General features: G+C 47.3%; 18 protein-coding genes and 1 pseudogene. 14 read left to right on the top strand and 5 right to left on the bottom strand.

Annotated features, from left to right (window positions below; translation table 11 throughout):
- Positions 1-29: 29 nt before the first annotated feature.
- The 4 genes and pseudogenes from H6629_18855 (at position 30) to H6629_18840 (ending at position 3,155) form a co-directional block, all read left to right on the top strand.
- A pseudogene (locus tag H6629_18855) lies at positions 30-1,452 on the top strand (sigma-54-dependent Fis family transcriptional regulator).
- 397 nt (positions 1,453-1,849) lie between these two features.
- Positions 1,850-2,110 carry a hypothetical protein gene (locus H6629_18850; protein ID MCB9069842.1) on the top strand — a complete coding sequence of 87 codons (261 nt, stop codon included), beginning with the start codon at positions 1,850-1,852 and terminating at the stop codon, positions 2,108-2,110.
- A gap of 160 nt (positions 2,111-2,270) precedes the next feature.
- Entirely contained in the window at positions 2,271-2,708 is a 438-nt protein-coding gene (locus tag H6629_18845) for a hypothetical protein (protein MCB9069841.1), read from the top strand.
- A gap of 204 nt (positions 2,709-2,912) precedes the next feature.
- On the top strand, positions 2,913-3,155 hold the full coding sequence (locus H6629_18840; protein MCB9069840.1) for a hypothetical protein: 243 nt from the start codon (positions 2,913-2,915) through the stop codon (positions 3,153-3,155).
- Here the strand turns inward: H6629_18840 and H6629_18835 are convergent.
- Complete coding sequence (locus tag H6629_18835; GenBank protein MCB9069839.1) at positions 3,152-4,513, bottom strand: outer membrane protein transport protein; 1,362 nt, start codon at positions 4,511-4,513, stop codon at positions 3,152-3,154. The genes H6629_18840 and H6629_18835 overlap by 4 nt on opposite strands.
- 357 nt (positions 4,514-4,870) lie before the next feature.
- Here H6629_18835 and H6629_18830 point away from each other — a divergent pair, with 357 nt between their 5' ends.
- The 8 genes from H6629_18830 (at position 4,871) to H6629_18795 (ending at position 17,092) form a co-directional block, all read left to right on the top strand.
- Entirely contained in the window at positions 4,871-6,916 is a 2,046-nt protein-coding gene (locus tag H6629_18830; protein ID MCB9069838.1) for a hypothetical protein, read from the top strand.
- A gap of 33 nt (positions 6,917-6,949) precedes the next feature.
- Entirely contained in the window at positions 6,950-8,971 is a 2,022-nt protein-coding gene (locus H6629_18825) for a T9SS type A sorting domain-containing protein (GenBank protein MCB9069837.1), read from the top strand.
- A gap of 103 nt (positions 8,972-9,074) precedes the next feature.
- A complete protein-coding gene (locus H6629_18820) occupies positions 9,075-9,671 on the top strand; it encodes a class I SAM-dependent methyltransferase (GenBank protein MCB9069836.1) in 597 nt (198 codons plus the stop codon).
- A gap of 58 nt (positions 9,672-9,729) precedes the next feature.
- Positions 9,730-11,118 (top strand): hypothetical protein, encoded by a 1,389-nt coding sequence (locus H6629_18815; GenBank protein MCB9069835.1) that lies wholly within the window; start codon positions 9,730-9,732, stop codon positions 11,116-11,118.
- Positions 11,119-11,177: 59 nt separating this feature from the next.
- Positions 11,178-14,018 carry a TonB-dependent receptor gene (locus H6629_18810; protein MCB9069834.1) on the top strand — a complete coding sequence of 947 codons (2,841 nt, stop codon included), beginning with the start codon at positions 11,178-11,180 and terminating at the stop codon, positions 14,016-14,018.
- A 105-nt stretch (positions 14,019-14,123) separates the two neighbouring features.
- Complete coding sequence (locus tag H6629_18805) at positions 14,124-15,107, top strand: PorV/PorQ family protein (GenBank protein MCB9069833.1); 984 nt, start codon at positions 14,124-14,126, stop codon at positions 15,105-15,107.
- Positions 15,108-15,158: 51 nt separating this feature from the next.
- On the top strand, positions 15,159-16,274 hold the full coding sequence (locus H6629_18800) for a hypothetical protein (GenBank protein ID MCB9069832.1): 1,116 nt from the start codon (positions 15,159-15,161) through the stop codon (positions 16,272-16,274).
- A 17-nt stretch (positions 16,275-16,291) separates the two neighbouring features.
- Positions 16,292-17,092 carry a hypothetical protein gene (locus H6629_18795; protein ID MCB9069831.1) on the top strand — a complete coding sequence of 267 codons (801 nt, stop codon included), beginning with the start codon at positions 16,292-16,294 and terminating at the stop codon, positions 17,090-17,092.
- Between the two features lie 10 nt (positions 17,093-17,102).
- On the opposite strand, the gene H6629_18790 is transcribed toward H6629_18795, so the two are convergent.
- From H6629_18790 to groES, 4 genes are all read right to left on the bottom strand, one after another.
- Positions 17,103-18,446: an ATP-binding protein gene (locus H6629_18790; protein MCB9069830.1), complete on the bottom strand. Its 1,344-nt coding sequence runs from the start codon at positions 18,444-18,446 to the stop codon at positions 17,103-17,105.
- Positions 18,436-19,812, bottom strand: coding sequence for a sigma-54-dependent Fis family transcriptional regulator (locus H6629_18785; GenBank protein ID MCB9069829.1), 1,377 nt, complete (start codon positions 19,810-19,812; stop codon positions 18,436-18,438). The genes H6629_18790 and H6629_18785 overlap by 11 nt, the downstream gene beginning before the upstream one ends.
- A 177-nt stretch (positions 19,813-19,989) precedes the next feature.
- On the bottom strand, positions 19,990-21,636 hold the full coding sequence (gene groL, locus H6629_18780; protein MCB9069828.1) for a chaperonin GroEL: 1,647 nt from the start codon (positions 21,634-21,636) through the stop codon (positions 19,990-19,992).
- A gap of 62 nt (positions 21,637-21,698) precedes the next feature.
- Entirely contained in the window at positions 21,699-21,986 is a 288-nt protein-coding gene (groES, locus tag H6629_18775; protein ID MCB9069827.1) for a co-chaperone GroES, read from the bottom strand.
- A gap of 323 nt (positions 21,987-22,309) precedes the next feature.
- Between groES and H6629_18770 the strand changes: the two genes are divergently transcribed.
- Together H6629_18770 and H6629_18765 are read left to right on the top strand one after the other, a co-directional pair.
- Positions 22,310-23,092 (top strand): enoyl-CoA hydratase/isomerase family protein, encoded by a 783-nt coding sequence (locus H6629_18770; GenBank protein ID MCB9069826.1) that lies wholly within the window; start codon positions 22,310-22,312, stop codon positions 23,090-23,092.
- A 12-nt stretch (positions 23,093-23,104) separates the two neighbouring features.
- Entirely contained in the window at positions 23,105-24,145 is a 1,041-nt protein-coding gene (locus tag H6629_18765) for an ATP-binding protein (protein ID MCB9069825.1), read from the top strand.
- The last annotated feature ends 12 nt before the right edge of the window (positions 24,146-24,157 follow it).

Raw genomic sequence — 24,157 nt, 5'->3', positions numbered from 1 at the left:
ACAGCTAAATGAAATAAAAACAAATAATTATGACAACTTATCCTGTGTATCCGATTTTACTCGTTGATGACGAGGAACAATTTTTACGAAGCGCCAAACTGACCCTGAAATCCGCCGGTTTTAACAATATCCAAACCTGTTCGGACAGCCGGGAAGTGCAGGGGATGCTGAAAAGCGAGGAATTTTCGCTGGTTGCGCTGGACATGCGCATGCCGTTTTTGCCTGGCGAGGAACTTGCGCCACAGATTATTCGCGATTATCCGGATATTCCGTTGATTATCATCACTGCGCTTAACGATGTGGAACTGGCGGTTGATTGCATGAAAATGGGCGCGTTCGATTACATCGTGAAGCCGGTTGATAATTCGCGATTGGTAAGCTCCGTAAAACGCGCGATGGAAATGAGCGAAGTGCGTTGGCAAAACAAATTGCTCAAACAATATTTGCTCACCGGCGAATTGCAGCATCCGGAAGTGTTCGAAGAAATTGTGACCCAAAATTCGACGATGCGGGCGATTTTCCAATATCTGGAAGCAGTTGCCCAAACCTATTTACCGGTGCTCATCACCGGCGAAACGGGAGTGGGGAAGGAGCTGATCGCAAAATCGATTCACCGGCTCAGCCGGCGAAAAGGTGAATTTGTGACGGTAAACGTCGCAGGGCTGGACGATACGCTGTTTTCCGATACGCTGTTCGGACACAAAAAAGGTGCTTTCACCGGTGCGGATGACAATCGCAAAGGATTGATCGAACAAGCCACGGAAGGCACATTGTTTATGGACGAAATCGGCGATTTGAGCATGGAATCGCAGGTGAAGTTGTTGCGGTTGCTGCAGGAAAGCAAATATTATCCGCTCGGATCGGATGTGCCCAAAGTATCCGATGCACGGGTGGTAGTGGCAACCAACTGCAATCTCGATGAAATGCAGGCTGCCGGAACGTTCCGGAAGGATTTGTATTATCGGTTAAAATCCCACCATGTGCATATTCCGCCGCTGCGGGAACGCCGGGAAGATATTGTGCCGCTGGTGGATCATTTTCTCGAAAAAGCAGCCAACGAATTGAAGAAAAAGAAACCGACATCGCCAAAAGAATTGTTCACATTGCTGCGAACCTACAGTTTTCCCGGTAACATCCGCGAGCTGGAAGGGATGATTTATGACGCGTTGAGTTTGCACACCGGCGGCATTTTGTCGCTGGAAACATTCAAAGTGCGGGTTGGATTGGCGGAAAGCCCGATTCGAGCGACACCGTCATCTGCCCAAACCCATGAGCGCAGCGAATACAAAGGCGTGGTGTTTCTCGATCCGTTGCCCATCGATGAAAGAAATTGAGGATATGCTCATCGAAGAAGCGCTGAAACGTGCGGACGGCAACCAAACCCTTGCCTCACAACTGATCGGGATGTCCCGCAAAGCGTTGAATAACCGGCTGATTCGCTCCAAAAAGTAAGAAAATCCTGTTTTTTCACCTCCCAAAAGCTGATCAAAATCAATGATTTTTAATGGGTGGCACATTTGTTCCAATTGGTACAAATGTGCCATTGTGGTTATATTACTGTTTTTTAATTACTTAAGCGTGTGAGCGTAGCTTCCATTCCATGTTTTGTACCATCCAAGTGAAAATTGGCGCAAAACAGATTGCTTGCTGTAAGTTGATTATAAATAACACATTGCAGATTCAGCCAAAAACTGGCACAGCACTTGTATCTACTATTAGCGAAGACAGTTGCAGATTGGACCTCCTGTAACAACCCATCGCCCGGTAAGTCGCGTACCGGGCGATGTTTTTTAAAAGCGGGATTGCAATTGTGTTTCACAAATGTTACAAAATGAAAAGAGACATCACAATGGCTACTCATACAAATAAACTACCTTTAACAGATTCTCATTTGCTATCGTTGGGTTTTCAGCGTCTGGACAATGGGCAATATGAACTCGTTCAGGATCGTCAGATTGTCATGTGCTTTTTCAATGGAGAAGGCTCTGTGACAGTTAAGGCGATGCAAACCGAGTTTCCGTTGCATCCGGTTCATGGATATCACCAACGAACCATTGCGCCTTCCGTTGATTGTGCCAATCAATTGGCAACACTTCTTGAAAACCAGTGACAGGGTTCGATTGCGCTACTGTCTTTGTTCATATTTTTCTGATTTCAGCAAATAAATTCACAGGAAATTTTGGTGATGATTGTTTTGCTGAAACCGGAAAATATACGCGCGCGCATCTATCTTAATCACTGTGTCATTCAGTAAAATGGAGGTAGTCGTAATGAAGTTGAGTAAGAAAATAATGGCGATGTTGATGGTAACCGCGTTGGTGTTTGTCGCAACCGGAAAAGCGGACTCGCTGGGTCTGCAGCAACCGGAAGTCGCAAAAGCTTTGAAAGCATATCAGCAAAATTTGCGGCATCACAACGACGGCATTGTGGAATCTGCCATGTTACAAATTATGATTTTGAAGCGGTTTTATCCCATATTGGATTACGCTGCCGCCAATCATGATTTGAACAAAATCCTGCAAACATCGACAAACCAGCGGTTGCGGAACCGGGCGTTTATTGTGTCATCGTATTTGGTTCAACCTGAATCTTTTCCGTGGTTGCAGAATGCCGAACTGCAATCGTACCGGGAAACTCAGGAATTGCTGTTCCAATATATCGAAGATCTCGATTGGCAATTGTCCCAAAATGATCAGATTTCTCGCTGATGTTTAAAATAGCTGAGGAATGATAAATTCTTTGCGCCACCTGTGCAAGGGATGCACATCCGAAGTGTAGATCGTTAATAAAAAGCTATCGCCCATAGCGAATTACCCGATAATGATTCCGCCTCCGCCACCGGATGGCAGGGGCGGATCTTATCAACCGAACATCGCTGTAACATACGGGAAGCCGTAACAAAGGAGTAATTTATGCAAATGATGGAAACATTAATAAAAAGGCCGGTGCACAAACGCCTGCAGGTCAAACCGCAGATTTCGGTGAACGTAATCATGCGCAAAGTCAGTTGGGTGGTTCGGGTGTCCACACCGGATAATGGGTTAACTGTTTTCGCAATTGAACCATCGACAAAAGTGCTGAAATCGCGTTTGCGCGAAGAATTCCCGAATTACAAACACAAAATTGATTACGTCGGGTTATTCCAGATTTTTTAGAATGTGTAAACGGATGTGCCCATAAAAATAAAGCCGTTTGCGGAGATGTCGATCGCGCCGTCAAAACGCAGGCGATCGCCAAATAAAAATCCCAGCCCGCCAGTGTAATGATTTTCCGATGAGGGTTTGGGGAAAATTTGCTGAAAATTATCCGCGTTGCCTTCGCTGTGGAGCACGCCGGCTGATTTGCGGTAAAACCCGAATCGCACCGGAAAGCGACGATTTTTAGAGAAAAACCGGAAAATATATTCCATTCCGGCATGCCATTCCCAACTGTCTTCCAACAACAAATCCTGCTCATTTGCGTTGCCGGTTTGATCATTCTGGATCAAATTGGTGAAGCCGTCATCCGCTAACGATTCGGTCATTTCGGAATATCGGACGCGCCACAGATCCAGCGTGAGGTTCATCCATCCGCGATATTTATATGCGAATCCGGCGCCGAAAGCATCCGGCATATTCCATTTGAAAGTGACTTTACGAAATTGTTCTGCCGGAAACTCCGTGAGTTGCTGTCCGTTGCGAAAGGTGAACGCGGGCAAATATGTTTCGCCGGTCACGTTAAATGTCGGGCGAAAATGATAAACGGCACCTACCACCAGTCGCCCGGAAAAGCGGTTGAGCACACCAATCGTAAAGCCCGGTTTGGTGCTGCGTTCGTCAAATGTTTGTGATGCGTACAAATTTCCGGTCGAAAAATCTGATGTAATCGTTGATCCCGGCGCAGCCGAAGAAATATCGCGCGGGAAATATTGGCGATCCGTAAGTCCATATTCCAATCGGGTTAGGCGCAATAAAATGCCTGCTGTAAACTGCAACCCGATCCGAAATCCCACCGAAATCCCATTTTCCACCAATTGCGTTCGGGCAATAATTTCACGCGAGGGAAAGTTTCTGCGCAACAGGTTAGTCGATGTTTCACCGGGATAAACCACAAATTGTTGCGGGCTGGTAAACAAAACCCGCTGATCGTAAATGGTCTCCCGAAAACTTCCGAAGCGAATATTTTTCCAAACTACCAACGCACTGATCAACGTTTGATCGAGAATTTTGTCCGGTTCGATATTTTCTGCGGGGTGATAAGCGGTTTCCGCATCTGTAAAGTAAAGGTAGCGAGTGGTTGCCGAGAGCGCCGGTCGCGAAAATATTCCGAGTCCGGCCGGATTGATGGTAACCGCCGATGGATCGTCCGGCAGGGCGATTGCGCCACCGCCCATCGCCAGCGACCGTGCCGCAGGTATGGAAGATGAAAAACGGATGTTGCCCGGATAAAACATGTTTAACGGGCGATTCGATTGTCCGAGAAGCAGCATCGGCAGCAACAGCGCAATCAGTAATATGGGCGTAGATTTATTCATTTCTGGAATTATCAATGGTTGTTGTTGTCCTTTCAGTTCCTGAAATACGAAAAAAACAGCGGAAAAAGCAAGACGAATTTGTGCATAAATTTCACCAATGGATTAAAGGGTAAACTGTGTTTAAACTATGCTTGCTTTTCTGGATGATGGAATGTATAATCATTTTTGTCATTTTGATGTTACATTGAATTGCTCCTGTAATATCGGATCGATAAGTTTGGCAGCGATGATAAGAATAACAAATTGAGACCCATTTCCAGTATGCAAAAAATTCCCCGTGATTTTACAGCGCTAATGTTATCCGCATTCATCTTCCTTTGTTTTGGCAGTGCTTTTTCGCAAGATCGGTCCCCGCTTTTGAAGGATCCCCGTTTTGCCAAAGTATTGGTTGATGACGATGATAATTTTACCAACGTCGGCAATATTAGCCTGACGGTTACAAACTATGGCACGTTTGGCGATGGTTTTGTGTCGCAAACACCCATTGATCAACCATCCTGCGAATATCCCAAAGGTTCGGCAATTGAACATATTTTTGTCGGCGGGCTGTGGGTTGGCGGCGAAACATCGCAAGGCATTCGCGTAACGACCGGTGCATTCAATATTTCCAGTTTGTCCGGCGGTGCGGGCGCTGCCAATTTTGAATTTACCAATACCGCCGATTTAAACGATCTGATCAGCGAGCGATCGTCGCTGCCGGCAAACGCGTTTTATTCGCCGGAGGCGATCAGCCATCAGGATTTTGTGGCAGATTTTGTGGATACCAATACGTTTATCCCCGGAACAGCGATTCAAATTCCCAATCATCAACCGCTGGGACTTGCTGTGCACATGGAAACATACGCATGGAATTTCCCCTTTGCCGATGATTTTGTAATTCTCAATTACACCATCACCAATTTGAGCGATGAACCCATCAACAATACATACGTCGGGCTTTGGGCAGATTTGGTGGTTAGAAATACCAACAATATTTCTCCACGTGTCGGCGGTCCGTTTTACTCGGATGTCGGCATCGGTTTTATGAATAACGATACCGCTAAAATGATTTATGCATATGAATACGGCGCCAACAACTACAGCAATGCGGACAGTTACGTTGCGATGGTTTTGCTCGGCGGCGAAACACCCAGTGGCGTAACCTATCAAAATGAGATGATCAACAACTGGTGGTTGTTCAGCGGTGGCGATGCCGACTGGGAACGTGCACCGGCAGACGAAGCCAGCAAATACCAACGCATGGGCGAAGCTATCGCGAATGAGGCAATTAACAATCAGCCGGGCAATTATATGAATTTGATCAGCACCGGCCCGTTTTCTTCGATTCCGGCTGGTGAATCCATAAACGCAGTATTTGCAATTGTTTGCGGACGTAAATTTGGCGGCGATCCACCCCGGTTTGATACCATTAATCAACGCAAAAATTTATTGGAAAACGTATCTTGGGCGCAGCGCGCCTATCACGGCGAAGATAGTAATCGCAATGGCATTCTCGATTTTGCCGGAACCGATTCCACCGAAGATGTGAACGGCAACGGTCGCCTCGATCGTTATATTTTGCCAACACCGCCATCGCCACCGAATCTGAAAGTGATTCCCGGAAACCGGAAAGTGGTGTTGCGCTGGGACGATACTGCGGAAAAATCCGTCGACCTGATTTCCAAAGAACGAGATTTCGAAGGTTATCGTATTTATCGCTCCTTTTTAGGCGGTGAATTTGCCGGTCAGGGATTGTTCGAAAATATGCAGCTTATTGCGGAATACGACCGCATCGATGGGCGATTTTACGACAGCGGACTGGACGAAGCGCTGATGGCAGAGCCGATAACCGAAATTGTTCCCAATCTCCAGACCGGATTAAATGATACGATCACCTATCGTTACGAGCTGGAAATCGACAATCTGTTGAATGGCTGGCAATATGCGTTTGCTATTTCTGCTTTCGACAGCGGCGATGTGGAACTGAATCTGCCGAGCCTCGAAAGCAGCCGGTTGCAAAACGCCGTTGTGGTAAGCCCCGGAACGCCGGTAAATAACGAAGCTGACCGGCAGATTGGTGTTTATCCCAATCCCTACCGCGTAAACGCGCTGTGGGATGGCGGGCTGGAACGTCAGCGAAAATTATATTTTTACAATCTCCCTCAAAATTGCGAGGTTCGCATTTACACGCTTGCTGGCGATCAGGTGGGTTCGTTCGTGCACAACGGCGAAGCGTATACCGGCGACGATATCGAATGGTATCGCCAGTTTTCCGAAGGAAAAACGGTGTTTGCCGGAGGCGAACATGCCTGGGATCTGGTTACCGAAGCAGATCAGGCGATCGCAACCGGATTGTATCTGTTTACCGTGAAAGATTTGGACGGCGGGGATGTTTACCGTGGAAAATTTGTGATTATCAAATAATTCAATTATCAATCCAAAAAAAGGAGCGAATGGATGAAAAAATTGACACAATTCTTATTAGTGCTTATGCTGATTGGCGTATCACAGAGCGTTTTTGCACAGGCAGCATTTGATACCCTTAGCATTTACGATCTGCAGTTTGTTTCCGATCCCGGAACGGATGATTTATCGCCGTTTGTTGGCGATACGGTTGTGGTTAAAGGTCTGGTAATGACCGGTCCGCGCGATTTGTGGATTGGCGCCCGCTGGTCCATTTATATTGTTGATCCGGACACGCCGACCGATCCGTGGAACGGATTTTTTGTGGTTCAGGACGATACCAGCCAAATTCAGACACTACTGCAATTTGTTGAGCCTGGAATGGTGTGCTACTTTACCGGCGTCATTTCGGAGTTTAGCACGTTTTCGCAAATCAATATTTACGGTGTGCCCTTTCAGCCGGACCCGGTAGTTCCGGTGACGATTGAATCGGCAGGTAATCCGTTGCCGGATCCGATTGTGCTTACGGCTGCTGATTTGGTCAGTAAATCTGCCGGCGAACAATGGGAAAGCCAATGGGTTAAAGTTGAAAATGCTGTAATTGTGAACAACAATATTAGTGGCAACTGGGCGTCCATCAACGATGGAACCGGTATTACTTACATTGCTGAATATTTTAACTGGTTTCATGATCGACTTCCCGGTGCTTACCAATGGCCATCAAACGGTACAGAAGTTGAAGTCTACGGATTTACTCGCGATGAAAGCGGATCGCCAGGTCAGGTATATACAATTAACCCACGTGATACGTTGGATTTAGTAGAGCTTTCCAGCCCGCCGGTAATTTCCGGTGCATATCGTACCGTTGGTGTACCCACGCCGTCGGATAACGTAACGGTTAAAGCATCAATAGTAGACAATGGCAACGTTCAGGAAGCACGATTGTTCTACAGCATCAACGATGCACCCTATCAATCCCTGCGAATGAATGCCGTTGCAGATACATTTGCAGGTGCAATTCCGGCACAGTCAGACGGTGCGTTTGTTCGCTATTTTATTTCATCAGTAGATAATGTTGGTGATCGCAGCACATTACCCGGAGATACATCCCGCACTAACGGACAAGTTTACATGTATACCGTTCGCCAAAATGGTTTAAGTATTCGCGATTTGCAGGATACCCACGGATATCGGGTTGATGTCTCGCCGTACAATGGCTACGAAGTAACCGTTCGCGGTGTGGTAATGACCGATTCTACGGACTTTTTGGGTGACTATTATATCCAGGAAGCCGCCGATATGTGGTCCGGCATTTGGGTAAATGACGGCACGTTCACCCATATCTATGGCGATGAAGTGGAAGTTACCGGAACCATCGAAGAAGATTTTGGCATCACTCGCATCAACAATGTAACCAACAGCGTTGTTGTAAATGCCGGTGTTGGCGCTTTTGAACCGGTTGTTCTGACTACTGGTCAAATGGTTACAGGTGCCCCGGATGTTGAGCCTTATGAAAGCGTTTTGCTGCGTTTTGAAAACGTGACCGTCACCAATCCGTTCCCGGATGCACCGAGCAATTTCGGTGAATTTACCATCGACGACGGCACCGGAGGTGTTCGTGTTGACGATCGCGCCAGCGCATTCCGTGGCAACCTCGATTCAACCTATGCATTGAACGACAACCTGGCATTTTTGCAGGGATTTGGATATTTCAGTTTTGGGAACACAAAAATCCTGCCCCGCGATACCCTGGATGTTGGCTCAAGCGTTGGTATCGAAGATGATGATAACCTCCCCACAGCGTTTGAACTGGAACAAAATTTCCCGAATCCGTTCAACCCGACCACCAGCATTCGCTATACTGTAAACAGTGCAGGAACTTATAAGTTGAGCGTTTACAACGTGTTGGGTCAGCAAATTCGCACGTTGGTGAATGGTTTCCAAACGCCAAATCGCTACGAATTGACCTGGGACGGCCGCAACGATAAAGGTGTTGCTGTCGGCTCCGGCATCTATTTCTACAAACTGACCGGCGAAAATCAAAACATCACCAAAAAAATGGTGCTGTTGAAATAATCTGAAAAAATCACCGAATACGGATGACGTAATTCTGCGTCATCCGTGTTCTTTTTTATGAAAAAATGTTTTGTGCAATTACTGACAAAATGAATCGAAATTTATGCAGAATCAATGGGACATCCGCTACGCTGCCAGCGAATACGTTTACGGCACTGATCCAAACGACTTTTTGCAGAGCGTTGTAAACCGAATGCCGACGGGCGGAAAAATATTGTGCCTCGCTGAAGGCGAGGGTCGAAACAGCGTTTTTCTGGCGAAGAGACAATTTCGCGTTACGGGAGTGGATTCCTCCGCTGTCGGATTGGAAAAAGCACAGCAATTGGCTGCCAAAAATGATGTCTCGATTGAAACCGTTGTTGCAGATTTGCAGCATTTCGAAATTGAACCTGAAACGTGGGATGGCATCGTTTCAATTTTTTGCCATTTGCCGGAGCCGTTGCGATCGCAAGTTTATCGAGATTCTGTTAAGGGATTGAAGCTGGGTGGCGTTTTTGTGATGGAAGCATACACGCCGCGTCAGCTACAATTCAAAACCGGCGGCCCGCCGGTAGAATCTTTGCTCTATGAACCTGAATCACTTCGCGAAAGTCTGAAGGGTATGCAGTTTGATATTTTTCACGAAATTGAGCGGGACGTTCAGGAAGGTCATCTCCACGGCGCCCATCTGCAGTGGTGCAGGTGTTCGCATGTAAATTGAATAATCACAAATAATTAGATAAACATTTATTGAACAGAACTTTACGACCAACAATCATATGAAATTAAAATCTGTTATCGTTTTAACGGTTATTGCGTTGGCGTTCTGGCGCTGCGACAGTGAGATTACCGGCGATCTGAATGCAAACCAGCCACCGGAAACCACCATTTTTGTCAAAGGCGACAGCCTGAACACCACCCAAAGCGTTCAGACATTTTATTGGGACGGTCGCGATCCGGACGGTTTTATCACCGGATTTTATTACACGCTGGAACTGAATCCCACCGCCGATGACTGGACGTTCACCAGCGAGCGTTCCGGCACTTTTGCGTTGCGAATCACCGGTGCGGATACCAGTTACGTGTTGCAAGTGAAAGCTGTGGATAACCTGAATCTGGAAGATCCCACACCTGCATCTCAGGAATTCCCGATCGCCAATACCCGCCCGCAGGTGGCGTGGTCACCGAACAGTCGCATTCCCGATACGACGCTGACAGTCGCCAGTTTCGCCTGGTCTGCCGCCGATCCAGATGGCGACGAAACTATTGAATTTATTGAATATGCGTTGGACGATACCAGCAACTGGATTCAACTGCCGGGCGATGCCCGAAGCGTAGATTTGAAAGCCGCAGACGGACTAACAGAGGGCGAACATGTTCTCTGGCTCCGCGCCGTGGACATTGCCGGTGCCCGCAGCCAGGAAATTCGCATGCCGGAAGAAGTGGTCAATACATGGTATGTCAAATTACCGCGCGGCAGCTATCTGCTGATCGACGATTACGCTGTTGAAAGCGCTGCCAGCGGTCGCCCCGATGCCTATTATCGCGGATTGTTGAACAATTTGCTGCCAACGATCGGCGAAGATTACACCTATTGGAACATCGAAGCGCAATTTCCGGCATCGCCGCGCCAGTTCACCGAAACGCTGAAGCTGTTCGACCGGATCATTTGGTATACGGATATCATCCAAAATAGTGATCCGCACTTTATTTACGCCCAATCCGCCATCCCGGAATTCCGCCAGAACGGTGGAAAAATCATTTATGCGGTGCAGTTCAACAGCGCATTCGGAACGCAGGGCGAACCGCTGGCTTTTGCGCCGGTGGATACGCTCGGCACCCGATACAATTTTATCGCAACGAATCAGAATTTTTATCCCGATCCCGCATTTGCAACCGAGTTTCCGACGCTGCAGCCGTTACCGGATTTGAAAGTATCCACTTTCATTTTGGGTGGCGCGTTTGCGCTGAAAGCATCGCCCGGCGCGGTGCCGATGTATCGCTACGATGATCCGGCCATCACCACAGACCCGTTGTTCGTGATCCTCGGCAGAAACGACAACACCGGTGATTTCGATTTCGTTTTTTCCGGAACACCGCTCCATTTTCTGCAGGGAAATGGCAATCTCGATGAATTGTTCGAGATTATTTTGATGGATGTGTTTTGAGATAACACAAATAAAATCAGTTGATTAACCCGGAAGAACCGGGTGCAGGAGTTTTTCGAATGAAAAAAATGATATTGCTATTTTTCATCTGTTTGAGCAGCGCAATGGCATTTGCCCAACAAACCGGATCGATTCGCGGCATCGTGACCGATCGCGAAAATGGCGAAGTGCTCATCGGTGTTAACGTGCTGGTGAAAGGCACTTATTACGGTGCAACAACAGATGGCGACGGCTTCTATTTGATTAGCGATGTTGCGCCCGGCGATTACACGCTGGAAATCAGTTACATCGGCTACAAAGTGGTGCAGAAAACCAGTGTTCAGGTTGTCGCAAACGAATCGGTGACGATCAACGTTGCGCTGGAATCTTCGCCGCTGGCGTTGGGGCAGGAAGTGGAAGTGATCGGCGAAAAGCCGTTGCTGGATCTGGAAGAAACGAGCACCGTTCGCAACATGACGGCAGAGGACATCGATAAAACCATCGCCAATGACGCGCTGCAACTGGTCAGTCAGCAGGTTGGTGTTGTGGAGCAGGACAACGAAATCCATATTCGCGGCGGTAGAACCTACGAAGCGCAATATTTGCTGGACGGTATTTCCGTTCAGGATCCGCTTTCCGGCACCGGTTACGGGCTGAACATCAGCGCCAACGCTATTTCAGAAGTTGAGGTGATCACCGGCGGTTTCAAAGCTGAATACGGGCAGGCGACTTCCGGTATCGTAAATGTGAAAACCAAAACCGGCGGTGATAAATACGAAGGTTATTTATCGTATAAATCAGATCATCTTGGTATGTTTAAAAACGAATCGTTCAGCTTTAACACCGATCATTACGAGTTTAATTTTAGCGGAGCGGAACCGATTTCTAGCAAAATGCTGCCGTGGATTAATGTGGATATTCCCGGTAAAATGTATTTTTTTCTCAATGTTTACACCTATCTTTCGGATGATTACACCCGGGCAACAGCAACGCAATTGCGCTCATCCATCGCGCCGAAAATTTCGCTATTCGGCTCGGAGCTGACCGACGAAACAACTTTTGCGCCGCGACAGAACAACAGTTGGTCTGCATTGTTCAAACTGACCTGGAAAATCGCGCCGAAATACACGCTGACGTATTCCTACAATCGGTCGCTATCGATTAATCAGAATACCCAATCGCTCCAAACCAACCTGGAGTATGTGGAGCCGACACCTGGATTCCCATACGATTTTTCCAAAAACCTGGACAATTTTAACACATTTACCCATGACAACGAGCAAAGCTCGCTAACTTGGCAACATACGCTGAATAACAAAACGTTTTACGAACTGCGGTTGAGCCGTTATTACGCACAGCTCCGTGCGGATTGGGACGGACGCCACTGGTCGGAATATTTGCAGCCGGTGGATGTGACGCGACTGCCTGTTACCTATTTTAATCCCGGAAACGATCCGGATAAAGTTCGGGTGATTCCCGGTGACGGATTTTACGATTACGGCAACGATTTCACCTGGCACGATCACTATGTGGACTGGTTCACGCTGAAAGGCGACATCACCAGCGTTGTAAATGATATTCACACCGTCAAGGCCGGTTTTGAAGGCGCATTCAAAGAAATGCAGTTGATCGACATTGCTGATCCGTATGTGGAAGGCGGTTTTGGTTCCAGCCAGGATATTTACCGGGTTCATCCGGCGGACGGTGCATTTTACATTCAGGATGATATCAAATTTAAAGGATTCTATCTGGACATCGGCACGCGACTGGATTGGTGGATGCCCGGCGCATTTGTCGACCGCGCAGTGCTCGGCGATAATTCCAGCTTTACCGAAGGATTGCAGGAGCAATATCTGGATGAAACATTCAGCGTGTTTGGCAACCGTTTCAAAGCCCGGTTGATGCCGCGTTTGGGCGTTTCGCACCCGGTTTCCAATAATATGATGTTGTATTTCAACTACGGTCATTTTTCCAAATTACCGCGCCCGCAATTTGTTTATGCAAAGCTCGGTGAATCGCGTTTCAAATCGTCTTTCCAGCGATTCGGCAACCCGACGCTCGACCCGGAAACCAGTGTAAAATATGAACTTGGCTTGCGCTACAAATTGACGAACGACGATGTGATCAGCGTGAACGCGTATTACAACGATATTTTTGATTACATCCAAACCGTGTCTGTGCCGCAGGTGCGCCGGGGAATTGACGGGATTACTTACATCAATCTGGATTACGCCCGCGGTCGCGGAATGGAAATCGAGTATCGCACCCGTTTTGCCAAATATTTTTCCGGAAGCTTTAACGGCAGTTACTCGATCATCACCACAAAATCCTCGTCATCCGATGACGGTTTGCTGCTTGCTCAAAACCTGTTGGATGAGCAGCCTATCAAAGAGGTTTTCGCCCGTTGGGACAGACCGTGGCAACTCTCTGCAAACCTTTCGATCAACGTGCCCAAAGGGGATAATCCGAACATGTTCGGGTTAAAATTACCGAGTGACTGGCAGATGAATTTCCGCTGGTTTGCGCAATCCGGACGCCGGTATACGCCGGTTGAATTTGTTCAGATTCGCCCGAATGACGGTCGCCCGATTTACCAATCCACCACCGACCAGACCGAATTTTTCAGCCAGATCGGCAAACACTGGAAATGGGCAGACCTGAGTTTTACCAAATATTTTGGCATCGCCGGGATGGAATACGGGTTGACGCTCGAAGTCAAAAATTTGTTTAACGATCAAAACCCGACGATCATCAATCCGGTTACCGGCAACGCTTACGAATTTGGCGATGACGTTCCGGAAGGCTGGAATGATCCCCGCTATCCGGATGTGTTTTACCCGATTTCGTCACCGTTTCCGTCCGATCCTTCGCGCTGGCGGACGCCACGGAATATCCGAATGGGCTTATTTATGAAATTTTGATAAAAAATAGCTGGATTTCTGCAGATGCAAAAATCCCGATCTGACAATTAAATCTATTTATATGGTGCACAAAAAATAATCGTTAACCCAAATTGGGCGTTATACATGCGAATTTTGGCTTTTATTATTTTGATCATCCCGCAATTGATGTGGGCACAATTATTTCCAAATCTTGGCGGACAACGCGTCGGGATTTCCACAGCGCAGTTTCTGAAAATCGGTGTCGGTGCCCGATCTGTTGGTATGGGCGAATCGTATGTTGCAGTTGCGGACGATATCGAATCGCTGTATTGGAATCCTGCAGGAATTGCCCTTTTCGACAAAAACGCGGTGTTTTTCTCCCACACACAATGGGTAGTGGATGTGAAAATGGAGTACGTTGGAGCGGTTTATCACATCAATCAGTCGAACTCGATTGGTGCGGCGATCACTTACCTGCACACCGAAGATATGGTGGAAACTACGGAATTGCAGCCTTTCGGCACCGGGCGGATGTTCAGCTTCGGGGATTTTTTACTCGGGCTAACCTACGCTCGCAACATGACGGATCAGTTTAGCTTTGGTTTGTCTGTCAAATTTATGCATGAAACCATCGCCGATTTAACGATGCGTGCGGTGCTGTTCGATTTGGGAACCTATTACAAAACCGGTTGGAAATCGACCCGGTTTGCGGTGTCAGTTTCCAATTTTGGCAATGATATGGCGCCAACAGGCACATCGCTGAATACAAATTTGAACAATGAGCAAACGGAAATTACCGAATATCAATCGTTTGCACCGCCAACTGTTTTTCGCATCGGCATTGCCGGTGAACTGATGGATCGCGAAAACCACCGGGTTACCGGATCAATTCAGCTCAATCACCCGAATGACAACGCGGAAAATGTCAACCTGGGAATGGAATACTGGTGGAAAGAAACCCTGGCATTTCGGAGCGGCTACAAAACTGCGCAGGTTGAGGAAAGTTTTTCGCTGGGCGTCGGATTGCATTTTCCGATTACCATGGCGGATTTCCGGCTGGATTATGCCTACACCAATTTCGGGCGGCTTGGCGAAGTGAACCGGCTTGCCGTTCAATTATTGTTTTAACTTAACTTAGATGCCAAAAAATTATCGATAGAGAGCAACGAGGATTGTTGAATGAGCAGGATTTTTAACAGCACTTTTATCATTTTAATCACCGTTTTACTGGCAGCATGCGGTCACGAAAAAACGCCGTTGCCCACCGTGCCGTCGGATGATGATGGTGGAAATATCGGTAGAGCCGTTTATGTGCAGCTCAATCCGCCGTTGGACGCGGCAAACGGATACAATTTTAGCGAACCGGCGGACATTTATCTGGGTGCGGATAACTTTTTGTATATCTGCGATACCGGCAACGACCGTATTGTGATGATGGATCTCGGCGGCACAATTCAGGGGATTTCCCAACCGATTCCACAGCCGGAAGCCATCACTCAAAACGACAGTTTGCAACTGCTGATCGTGAACAAAACCAACGCCGTTTACAAAATTGATCTTGTTGGAGTGAATCACCAGATCGGGAATGCGCCGGTCGAAAAAGTGTTCGAACAAACCAGCCGACCCACTCGCCAATTTACCGGAATTTCGGTGTACAACGGATTTGAATATTATGTGACCGTTTTGGATGTTGCAGATTCCAGCACTGTTTTTAAAGAATTTAGCTTCATTTACGATTTCAACCCGAACCACACGCTGAAGGGGCCGCTGCCGCTGAACGTGAACGGAACCGGATTGTATTCCGCAATTGTGCCGACAGCAATTGTGTCCATTCGCGAACGCTGGCTGGATATTTCTTCCACCAACGAAGTGTCGCCGGCGTTTTATTTTGTGCATATTGGTCGCACTGCTCAATTGGCGCCGAACAATTTCAAATTGCAACATGTAACCACCGCCATTCGCGAAGGCGATGTTGTTTTGACACCCAACACCGGATTGATTGGGCAGGACATGTATAGCATCGATAACCGGGCGAACCTCGAAGATGTAGCGTTGGATCGCAACGGATTTATCTTTGCAGTGGATGCCGGTGGGTCGGGAACAGAACCGGGTTTCTATCGTTTCTCACAACAGGGAACGATGCAACAATCTGTGCTCGGTGAAGGTGTGGGAGATGCACAGTTCAAAAATCCAAAGGGCATTGCCGTGCTACCATTTCTTGAGCAACAGGTTGTTTTTATTGCAGATACAGGTAATAATCGCATCATGCGTTTCCGCTTATCGACGGATCTCTAAACCATGGGGTGATGGTTATGGCTGGATGTTTCAAATTTGCAATGACGATTATGATCGTTTGTATTTCTGCGCTGCAGGCGCAACCGGCCACAACCAAACCGGATTCTGCCAGACTCAAAACCGGTCAAAGAGTTTTGACAAACGCGCCGGACAGCACCCAAATTTCCACGACTCAATCATTGGGATTGCAACAGCCGCAGTTGAACAGCATGTCGGTTTTGCTGTCACCCGGATTGCCTGTCGGACCGCACACCACTTTCGATGATTTGTTACATTCCGCCGAATCCCAAAATAATCAACAGCGCGTTTTCCTCGATTTTCAGAACAGCACCGCATACAAATTTCACTACGCCGACGAAGTTCGCGATCACGATAACGTAAAACGCGAGTATGGCAATTACGGCGGCATGGTGCCCATTATGCCAATGGTTGTGCTGATGTATTACGGCACAAAAGCCGGTTACAACGCGATAAAAGGCACGCCAGCTATTTCATTTGATGAAACAGATGTTGAACTGATGAACATTATTTGGGAGAAACCGGGGCTGAGCGCGACGGAATATTACGATCGCTACAATGAAAGTGAACCGGAACATTCCCAAACATTTATGACGCTGCACCAGCGGATTGAAAAATTGGTGAGCCAAAAGCTGATCGAAACGCGAACGGTTGGTATCGGTGAAAACAAACAACGCTACGAAATGCGCTTTACACGCGCTGAAATTTTCCAGATTCTCGATGAAGAATTGCGCCGGAACAGCGCCGCCGACCAGCTTTCCCGCCGGAATGAAATCCTGAAAATGCGTGACATTTTGTGATGCGGTGAAATTAAAACCTGAGGGTGAAAACCGTGCCTTCGCCTTCAACGGATTTGACTGTGAGCGTGCCGTTGTGCAGCCGCATAATCTGCCGCGAAAGGCTCAACCCGATGCCCGATCCGCCGGATTTTGTGGTAAAAAACGGGATGAAAATTTTCGACTGCAATTCCCGGGACATTCCTTTTCCATTATCCGCTACCTCAATCAGTGGATGCCCTCTTTCGTCCATCTTGCCTAATAATTGTATTTGTGGGTTTTCTCTCCCGATTACCGCGTGTTGTGCGTTGGTCAGCAGGTTGATCAAAATTTGTTCGATCAATTCCGGATCGGCAGTAATTTCCAAACTTGAGGGACGCACATTTACTTCCAGCGAAATGCCTTCCTCAGCCATCTGCCCTACAATCAGCACATACAATTGCTCCAGCAATTCACCCAATTTCACTGCCTGAAAGTTCGGTTTGGGTATTTTGGTGAGATTTCGGTACGCATTGACAAATTTGAGCAATCCCTGGCTGCGCCGTTCGATGGTTGTGAGGGCAATTTGAATATCTTCAAATGCAGCTTCCGGTGCGTTGGTTTCGGTGATGCTATCGCGCAGCAGTTCGTTGGCAGAAGCCGCCAGCGATGATAGCGGCGTAACGGAATTCATGATCTCGTGGGTGAGCACCCGGATCAATTTTTGCCATGCTTCCATTTCCGTTTCCGCGAGTTCCGAGCCGATATTCTGGATGGAAACCAGCCGAAATCGCTCACTCTGCATCAAAAATTCAGTGGTGTAGATGGCGAGTTGCATTTCTTCACCGGACCGGTGAAGTTTGATCAGGCTGCGCTGTCCGGTTTCCAGTGATTTCAATGTGTTTACCAATGCAACGCTGCGTCGTTCCAATTGGGAAATATTTTTGAGATGGGTTACTTCCAGCAAGCGTTTGGCGGCGGAGTTGAGCAGGTTAATTTCACCGTTATCGTCGTATGCGAGCAACCCGATGCCAACGTGTTGAACCACCGTTTGCAGATAACGGAAGCTCTCCTCTTTTTCTGCGCGTGCTTGCTGAAACTTGGCGATGACATCGTTAAATGCGGTTTTCAATTCGTTAAATGAGGAACCGAGCCCGGTGAGCATAAATGTTTGGGAAAAATCGGAGTATTTTACGGCGTCGAGAAACCGCGCGAGATCACGATTTGTTTTTTCGACATAATGAACCAGCATGAAAATATTGTAAATAATTAACCCCGCGATGATGATCACCGCGGCAATATATTCAGTTTCCAGCAGCAAATAGTTGAGCAGAAAAATAAGCGCGGAGAGGAACAAAATCCGTGCGATTATTACCCAGCGAAATCGTTTATAAACCATATTTTTCCAGTCGCCGGTACAGTGATGCCCGTGTTAATCCCAGCTCCCGCGCTGCTTTGCTGATGTTTCCGGCATGTTTGGTGATGGCTTTTCGGATGACCAGTTTTTCCACATCTTCCAGATTGTAGGAATCCAGCGCCAGTTCATCTTCATCTGAAAATTCCGCGTTGAAAAAGAAATCACCGGGTTGTAACACATTGTTATCACTGAGGATAACTGCGCGCTCCAGCGCATGCTGAAGTTCGCGGATATTCCCCGGCCAATGGTATTTCTGCAATTTATTGAGCGTCGCCTGGCTGAGTCGCGATTCGGGTTTGCCATATTTTTTGCCGTAAATTTTCAGGAAATGTTCGATCAGCAAAGGGATATCTTCTGTGCGATCGCGCAGGGGCGGAAGGTGAATCTCCACTGTGTTGATGCGATAGAGCAAATCCTGCCGGAATTCCCGTTGGGCAACCATTTCGTGAATGGGCATGTTGGTTGCGCAAATCAGGCGAATATCGACATCGCGATATTTGTTCGAACCGACCCGGGTAACTTGCCGCTTTTGGATTGCGGTGAGGAGCTTCGCCTGCAGCGGCAGCGACAGATTGCCAATTTCATCGAGAAATAAAGTGCCGCTATTCGCGATTTCGAAGCGTCCGGCGCGGTCTTCTTTTGCACCGGTGAATGCGCCTTTGGTGTGACCGAACAGCTCGCTTTCGAACAGCGTTTCGGTGATGGCGCCCATATCCACGCTGATAAAAACCTCGTTACTGCGTTGCGATTGGCGATGCAGCGCCCGCGCGACCAGCTCTTTTCCGGTGCCGTTTTCGCCCAGCACCAGCACATTGGCGTCTGTTTTTGCCACTTTTTGGATGGTCGAGAAAACCCGTTGCATGGCAGCACACTGCCCGACAATTTCGCCGAACGGGCGATTGGTTTCGTTCTGCAGCTCGGTTTGGCGATGGCGCAATTCGCGAATTTGCTGCTGCGATGAGCTCAGCCGCGATGCGGCCGAAAGGGTCGCCAGCAATTTTTCGTTTTCCCACGGTTTCATTACAAAATCGGTTGCGCCTTCTTTTATCGCACGTACAGCCAAATTTACATCACCATAGGCAGTAAATAAAATAACCACCGCGGATGGTTCGATGGTTAAAATACGGTTCAGCCAAAAAAAGCCCTCGCTGCCGCTGGTTTGGTCACCACTAAAATTCATATCCAGCAGAATAACGTCATATTGTTCATTTTTGAGCAGAGTGGGTATTTGGGTTGGATCATTTTCGGTGTGCACAAGATTGCTGTGCTTTTTCAGCAGCAATTTTGCAGAAATGAGCACATCTTCGTCATCATCAACTATCAGAATTTTTCCGAGCGTGTTTGTCATTTTCCATCCGGGTTTTGAACAGTTTAAGCTTATGCGAAGAAATTTTCAAGTATTTTCGCAGCTCATTTCGAGATACGATTGAAACCGGAATTGGTTACAGGATGTGCTCAGCCGGTACAAAAAAAAGAGGCTCCGCAGGGGAGCCTCTCAAGTTGCAACGGTTGGAAAAACAGGCGTTTAGTACATGCCGCCCATTCCGCCCATTCCACCCATTCCGGGAGCACCGCCACCGGGCATGGGTTCTTCTTTTTCAGGAATATCGGAAATTACGGCTTCGGTCATCAGCAACAAACCGGCAACCGAGCTGGCGTTTTCTACTGCCGTGCGGGTTACTTTGGTCGGGTCGATGATACCGGATTTGATCATATCTTCTTCAAAAGCTTCGGTAGCTGCGTTGAAACCGAAGTTTTTGCTGCCTTCTTTCACTTTCTGAACGATCACTGCGCCTTCCAAACCGGCATTGCGAACGATCTGGCGAATGGGTTCTTCGAGCGAACGTTTCATGATGTTTACACCAATCTGACGGTCGTCGTCGAAAGAGAGTTTGTCGAGCGAGGGCAACGCGCGAAGCACAGCTACACCACCGCCGGCAACGATGCCTTCTTCTACGGCAGCGCGGGTTGCATGCAGCGCATCTTCAACACGGGCTTTTTTCTCTTTCATTTCGATTTCGGTAGCTGCACCAATTTTCAGCACTGCGACACCGCCAGCCAATTTTGCCAGACGTTCCTGCAGTTTTTCGCGATCGTAATCGGAACTGGTGTTTTCAATTTGTTTGCGGATTTGGTTAACACGGCCTTTGATGTCATCGCCTTTGCCGGCACCTTCAACAATTGTGGTGTTGTCTTTGTCGATAACAATGCGTTTTGCTCTACCCAAATCGGAGAGTACTGCGCTATCCAGTTTGAAACCGGTTTCTTCGCTGATCACACGACCGCCGGTGAGGACGGCAATATCTTCCAGCATTGCTTTGCGGCGATCGCCAAAGCCCGGTGCTTTAACAGCAGCAACTTTCAGGGTGCCGCGCAGTTTGTTGACAACCAGTGTTGCCAAAGCTTCGCCTTCGATATCTTCAGAGATCAACAGAAGTGGTTTGCCGGTTTGGGCAACTTTTTCGAGGATCGGCAGAAGATCTTTCATGTTGGATATTTTTTTGTCGTGGATCAGGATCAAACCGTCTTCCAGCACGGCTTCCATGTTTTCCGGATCGGTTACAAAATAGGGGGAGAGATAGCCGCGATCGAACTGCATACCTTCCACAACTTCCAGGTTGGTTTCGGTCGATTTGGCTTCTTCAACGGTAATAACGCCATCTTTGCCAACTTTGTCCATTGCTTCTGCAATCAGATCGCCAATGGTCATGTCGTTGTTTGCGGAAATAGCGCCAACCTGGGCAATTTCTTTTTTGCCTTCGATCGGGCGGCTGATGGATTGCAATTCGGCAACAATCACTTTTACAGCTTCTTCAATACCGCGTTTGATTTCGGTCGGGTTTGCACCGGCGGTTACGTTTTTCAAACCTTCGGTGTAAATGGCTTGTGCCAAAACGGTTGCTGTGGTGGTTCCGTCACCGGCGTCGTCGCTGGTTTTGGAGGCAACTTCGCGAACCATTTGTGCACCCATGTTTTCAACTGCATCTTCCAGTTCAATTTCTTTTGCAACGGTTACACCGTCTTTGGTTACTGTGGGAGCACCAAATTTTTTCTCGATAACCACGTTGCGACCCTGCGGTCCAAGGGTAACTTTTACAGCATCAGCCAGTTTATCCACACCTTTTCTGAGGCGGGTACGGGCGTCGGAGCTATATTCAATTTGCTTCGCCATAGGTATGTATCTCCTATTGTTTATTGTTCATTATTTAATACGTATCCGGCTCGCTGAGTAAATTACTCAACGATTGCCAAAATGTCGCTTTCCCGCATGATCAGATATTCTTCACCGTCAACTTTAACATCGGTGCCGGAATATTTGCCATACAGCACAACATCTTCTGCTTTTACATCCAGCGGATGGCGTTTGCCGTTTTCATCCACTTTGCCGTTACCTACAGCAATAACCCGACCCCGCATCGGCTTTTCTTTTGCACTGTCGGGGAGAATAATGCCACCGGAAGTTTTTTCTTCTTCTTCCAACGGCTTGATGAGAACGCGATCAGCTAATGGTCTAACTTTCATAGCGAATCTCCTTTTTTAGTAAGTTGTTAATTTAACTGAATTTAAGTTTTATAATTAGCAGTCCTGTTTTTAGAGCGCCAAAAATATAATGAGTTGCAGAAGCGAAATCAACAAAAATAGAAAATTTTGATTTTTCGGAAGAATGTTGGAGTTGCATTTGGTGAGAGAATGCATGAGAATGACGGTAGGAAAACTGTCACAATCACAATCGGCATTGCGTTAATCCGGTTGCATATCGGTTCTAATATATGTAAGTTATTCGTTCTGTTCATTACAATTTTTTAGCTAAAACAAGTTATGCTGAACACTAATGGAGGTGTATGTTGGCATACCAGAATATTATTGCCGAAACTGATGCATCGGTCGGGATTATTCAAATTAACCGTCCGGATAAACTGAACGCATTGAATCAACAAACATTGGACGAGCTGTCGGATGTTGTGTCGCAATATTCATCAAGCAGCGAAATTGGATGTGTGATCATCACCGGTTCCGGAGAAAAAGCATTTGTCGCCGGAGCGGATATCAGCCAGATTTCGGAAATGGACGGTAAATCCGCCCACCAGTTTGCCCAACACGGACAACAGATTTTTACAGCAATTGAGCAAATGCGTAAACCGGTGATTGCCGCCGTTAATGGCTTTGCATTGGGTGGCGGTTGTGAGTTGGCATTGGCCTGCCATATCCGTATTGCCTCTGCAAAAGCCCGTTTCGGGTTACCGGAAATTAATTTGGGAATTATCCCCGGATACGGCGGAACGCAGCGCCTGCCGCGATTGGTTGGAATGGGACGCGCATTGCAGATGATGCTTTCCGGCGATATGGTTGATGCGCAAACGGCACTGCAAATCGGGTTGGTAAATGCTGTTGTCGAACCGGCGGATTTATTGGAAAATGTAAAATCTTTGGCAACCAAATTAGCTCAAAAAGCGCCGTTGGCCGCGGGTTACATTTTGTCCGCAGCTTATCACGGAGCCGGACAACCGCTCGGAACAGCATTAAATATTGAAGCCGAATGTTTTAGCAAAGTATGTGAAACTGAGGATATGAAAGAAGGCACGCGCGCATTTTTAGAAAAACGTGCAGCAAAATTTATCGGTCGATAGGTTTGTAAGTATATGAAACAAAATCATTTAGCATTATTGGTTTCACCTTTGCTGGAGTTCAGGATTCGGTATGCTGAAATCCTGGAACAGAATGGTTTTCGGACACTGAGCCAATCGACACCGGATTTATCTGTATTCGAAAAAGCGACAACGCCGGATCTTTGTTTTATCGATAACCGGGAAAATAATTTTCCGTACGACGTGTTTTTTGAATTTTTAAATCGAACCGGTGTCAAAACGATTGTCATCCACACCGGAAACTTGCCGGAAAATATACCGTCCGAAAGTCATTATGTGTATCGCTGTGATGATGAAAATGTGCCATTAATTTCACTGTTGCTTAATTTGAATGAATTTTTGATTCGCCGGAAATCGCGGGTAGAACTGGCTGCGATGCTCATCCACGATGTTCGCTCGCCGCTGCACAGCCTGATGGCTTACATCGAGCTATTGATGAACCAATCCTTCGGTGTGCTTAACGAGGGACAGAAAAATTTTCTGGAAAAATCCATGATTCTCGGCGATCAGGTTTTGGATATGATGGAGGATATCAACGAAATTTACAAAACGGAGCAATATGCGTTTTCGATCGATAAAGCGCCGTTTTCAATTGCCGAAGTTCTCGATCAAGCGTTGTTGAGTTTGTGGATTCAAACCGATCAAAAGCAACAAAAAATCACCAAAACTATCGAAGCCGGGCTGCCGACGGTAAATGGCGATGGCTATCAAATTCAGCGTATTTTTACAAACTTGATTCAAAATGCTATCAAATATTGTCCACCAAAATCATCGATCAATATCAATATTCATCGTTCGTCCGAACGTGTGCTGGAAGTGCGGGTTACCGATAATGGCGGCGGCATCCCGGAAGAAAATCTCAAAAGTATTTTCCGGAAATCGTTCCGCGTTAACCAAAGTGCTGAGGAGCAAAAAGGATACGGATTGGGATTATATATTTGTAAGATAATTATTAAAGCGCACGGTGGAACAATTCGCGCCGAAAATAATGTTTCCGGAGGCGTTTCCTTTATTTTTACCCTGCCAATAAATTAGAACGTAAGCAAA

Source organism: Calditrichia bacterium, assembly GCA_020634975.1.
Lineage (GTDB): Bacteria > Calditrichota > Calditrichia > RBG-13-44-9 > J075 > JACKAQ01.
The sequence above is the reverse complement of the archived record's forward strand: the minus strand, read 5'-3'. Positions and strand labels throughout refer to the sequence as shown.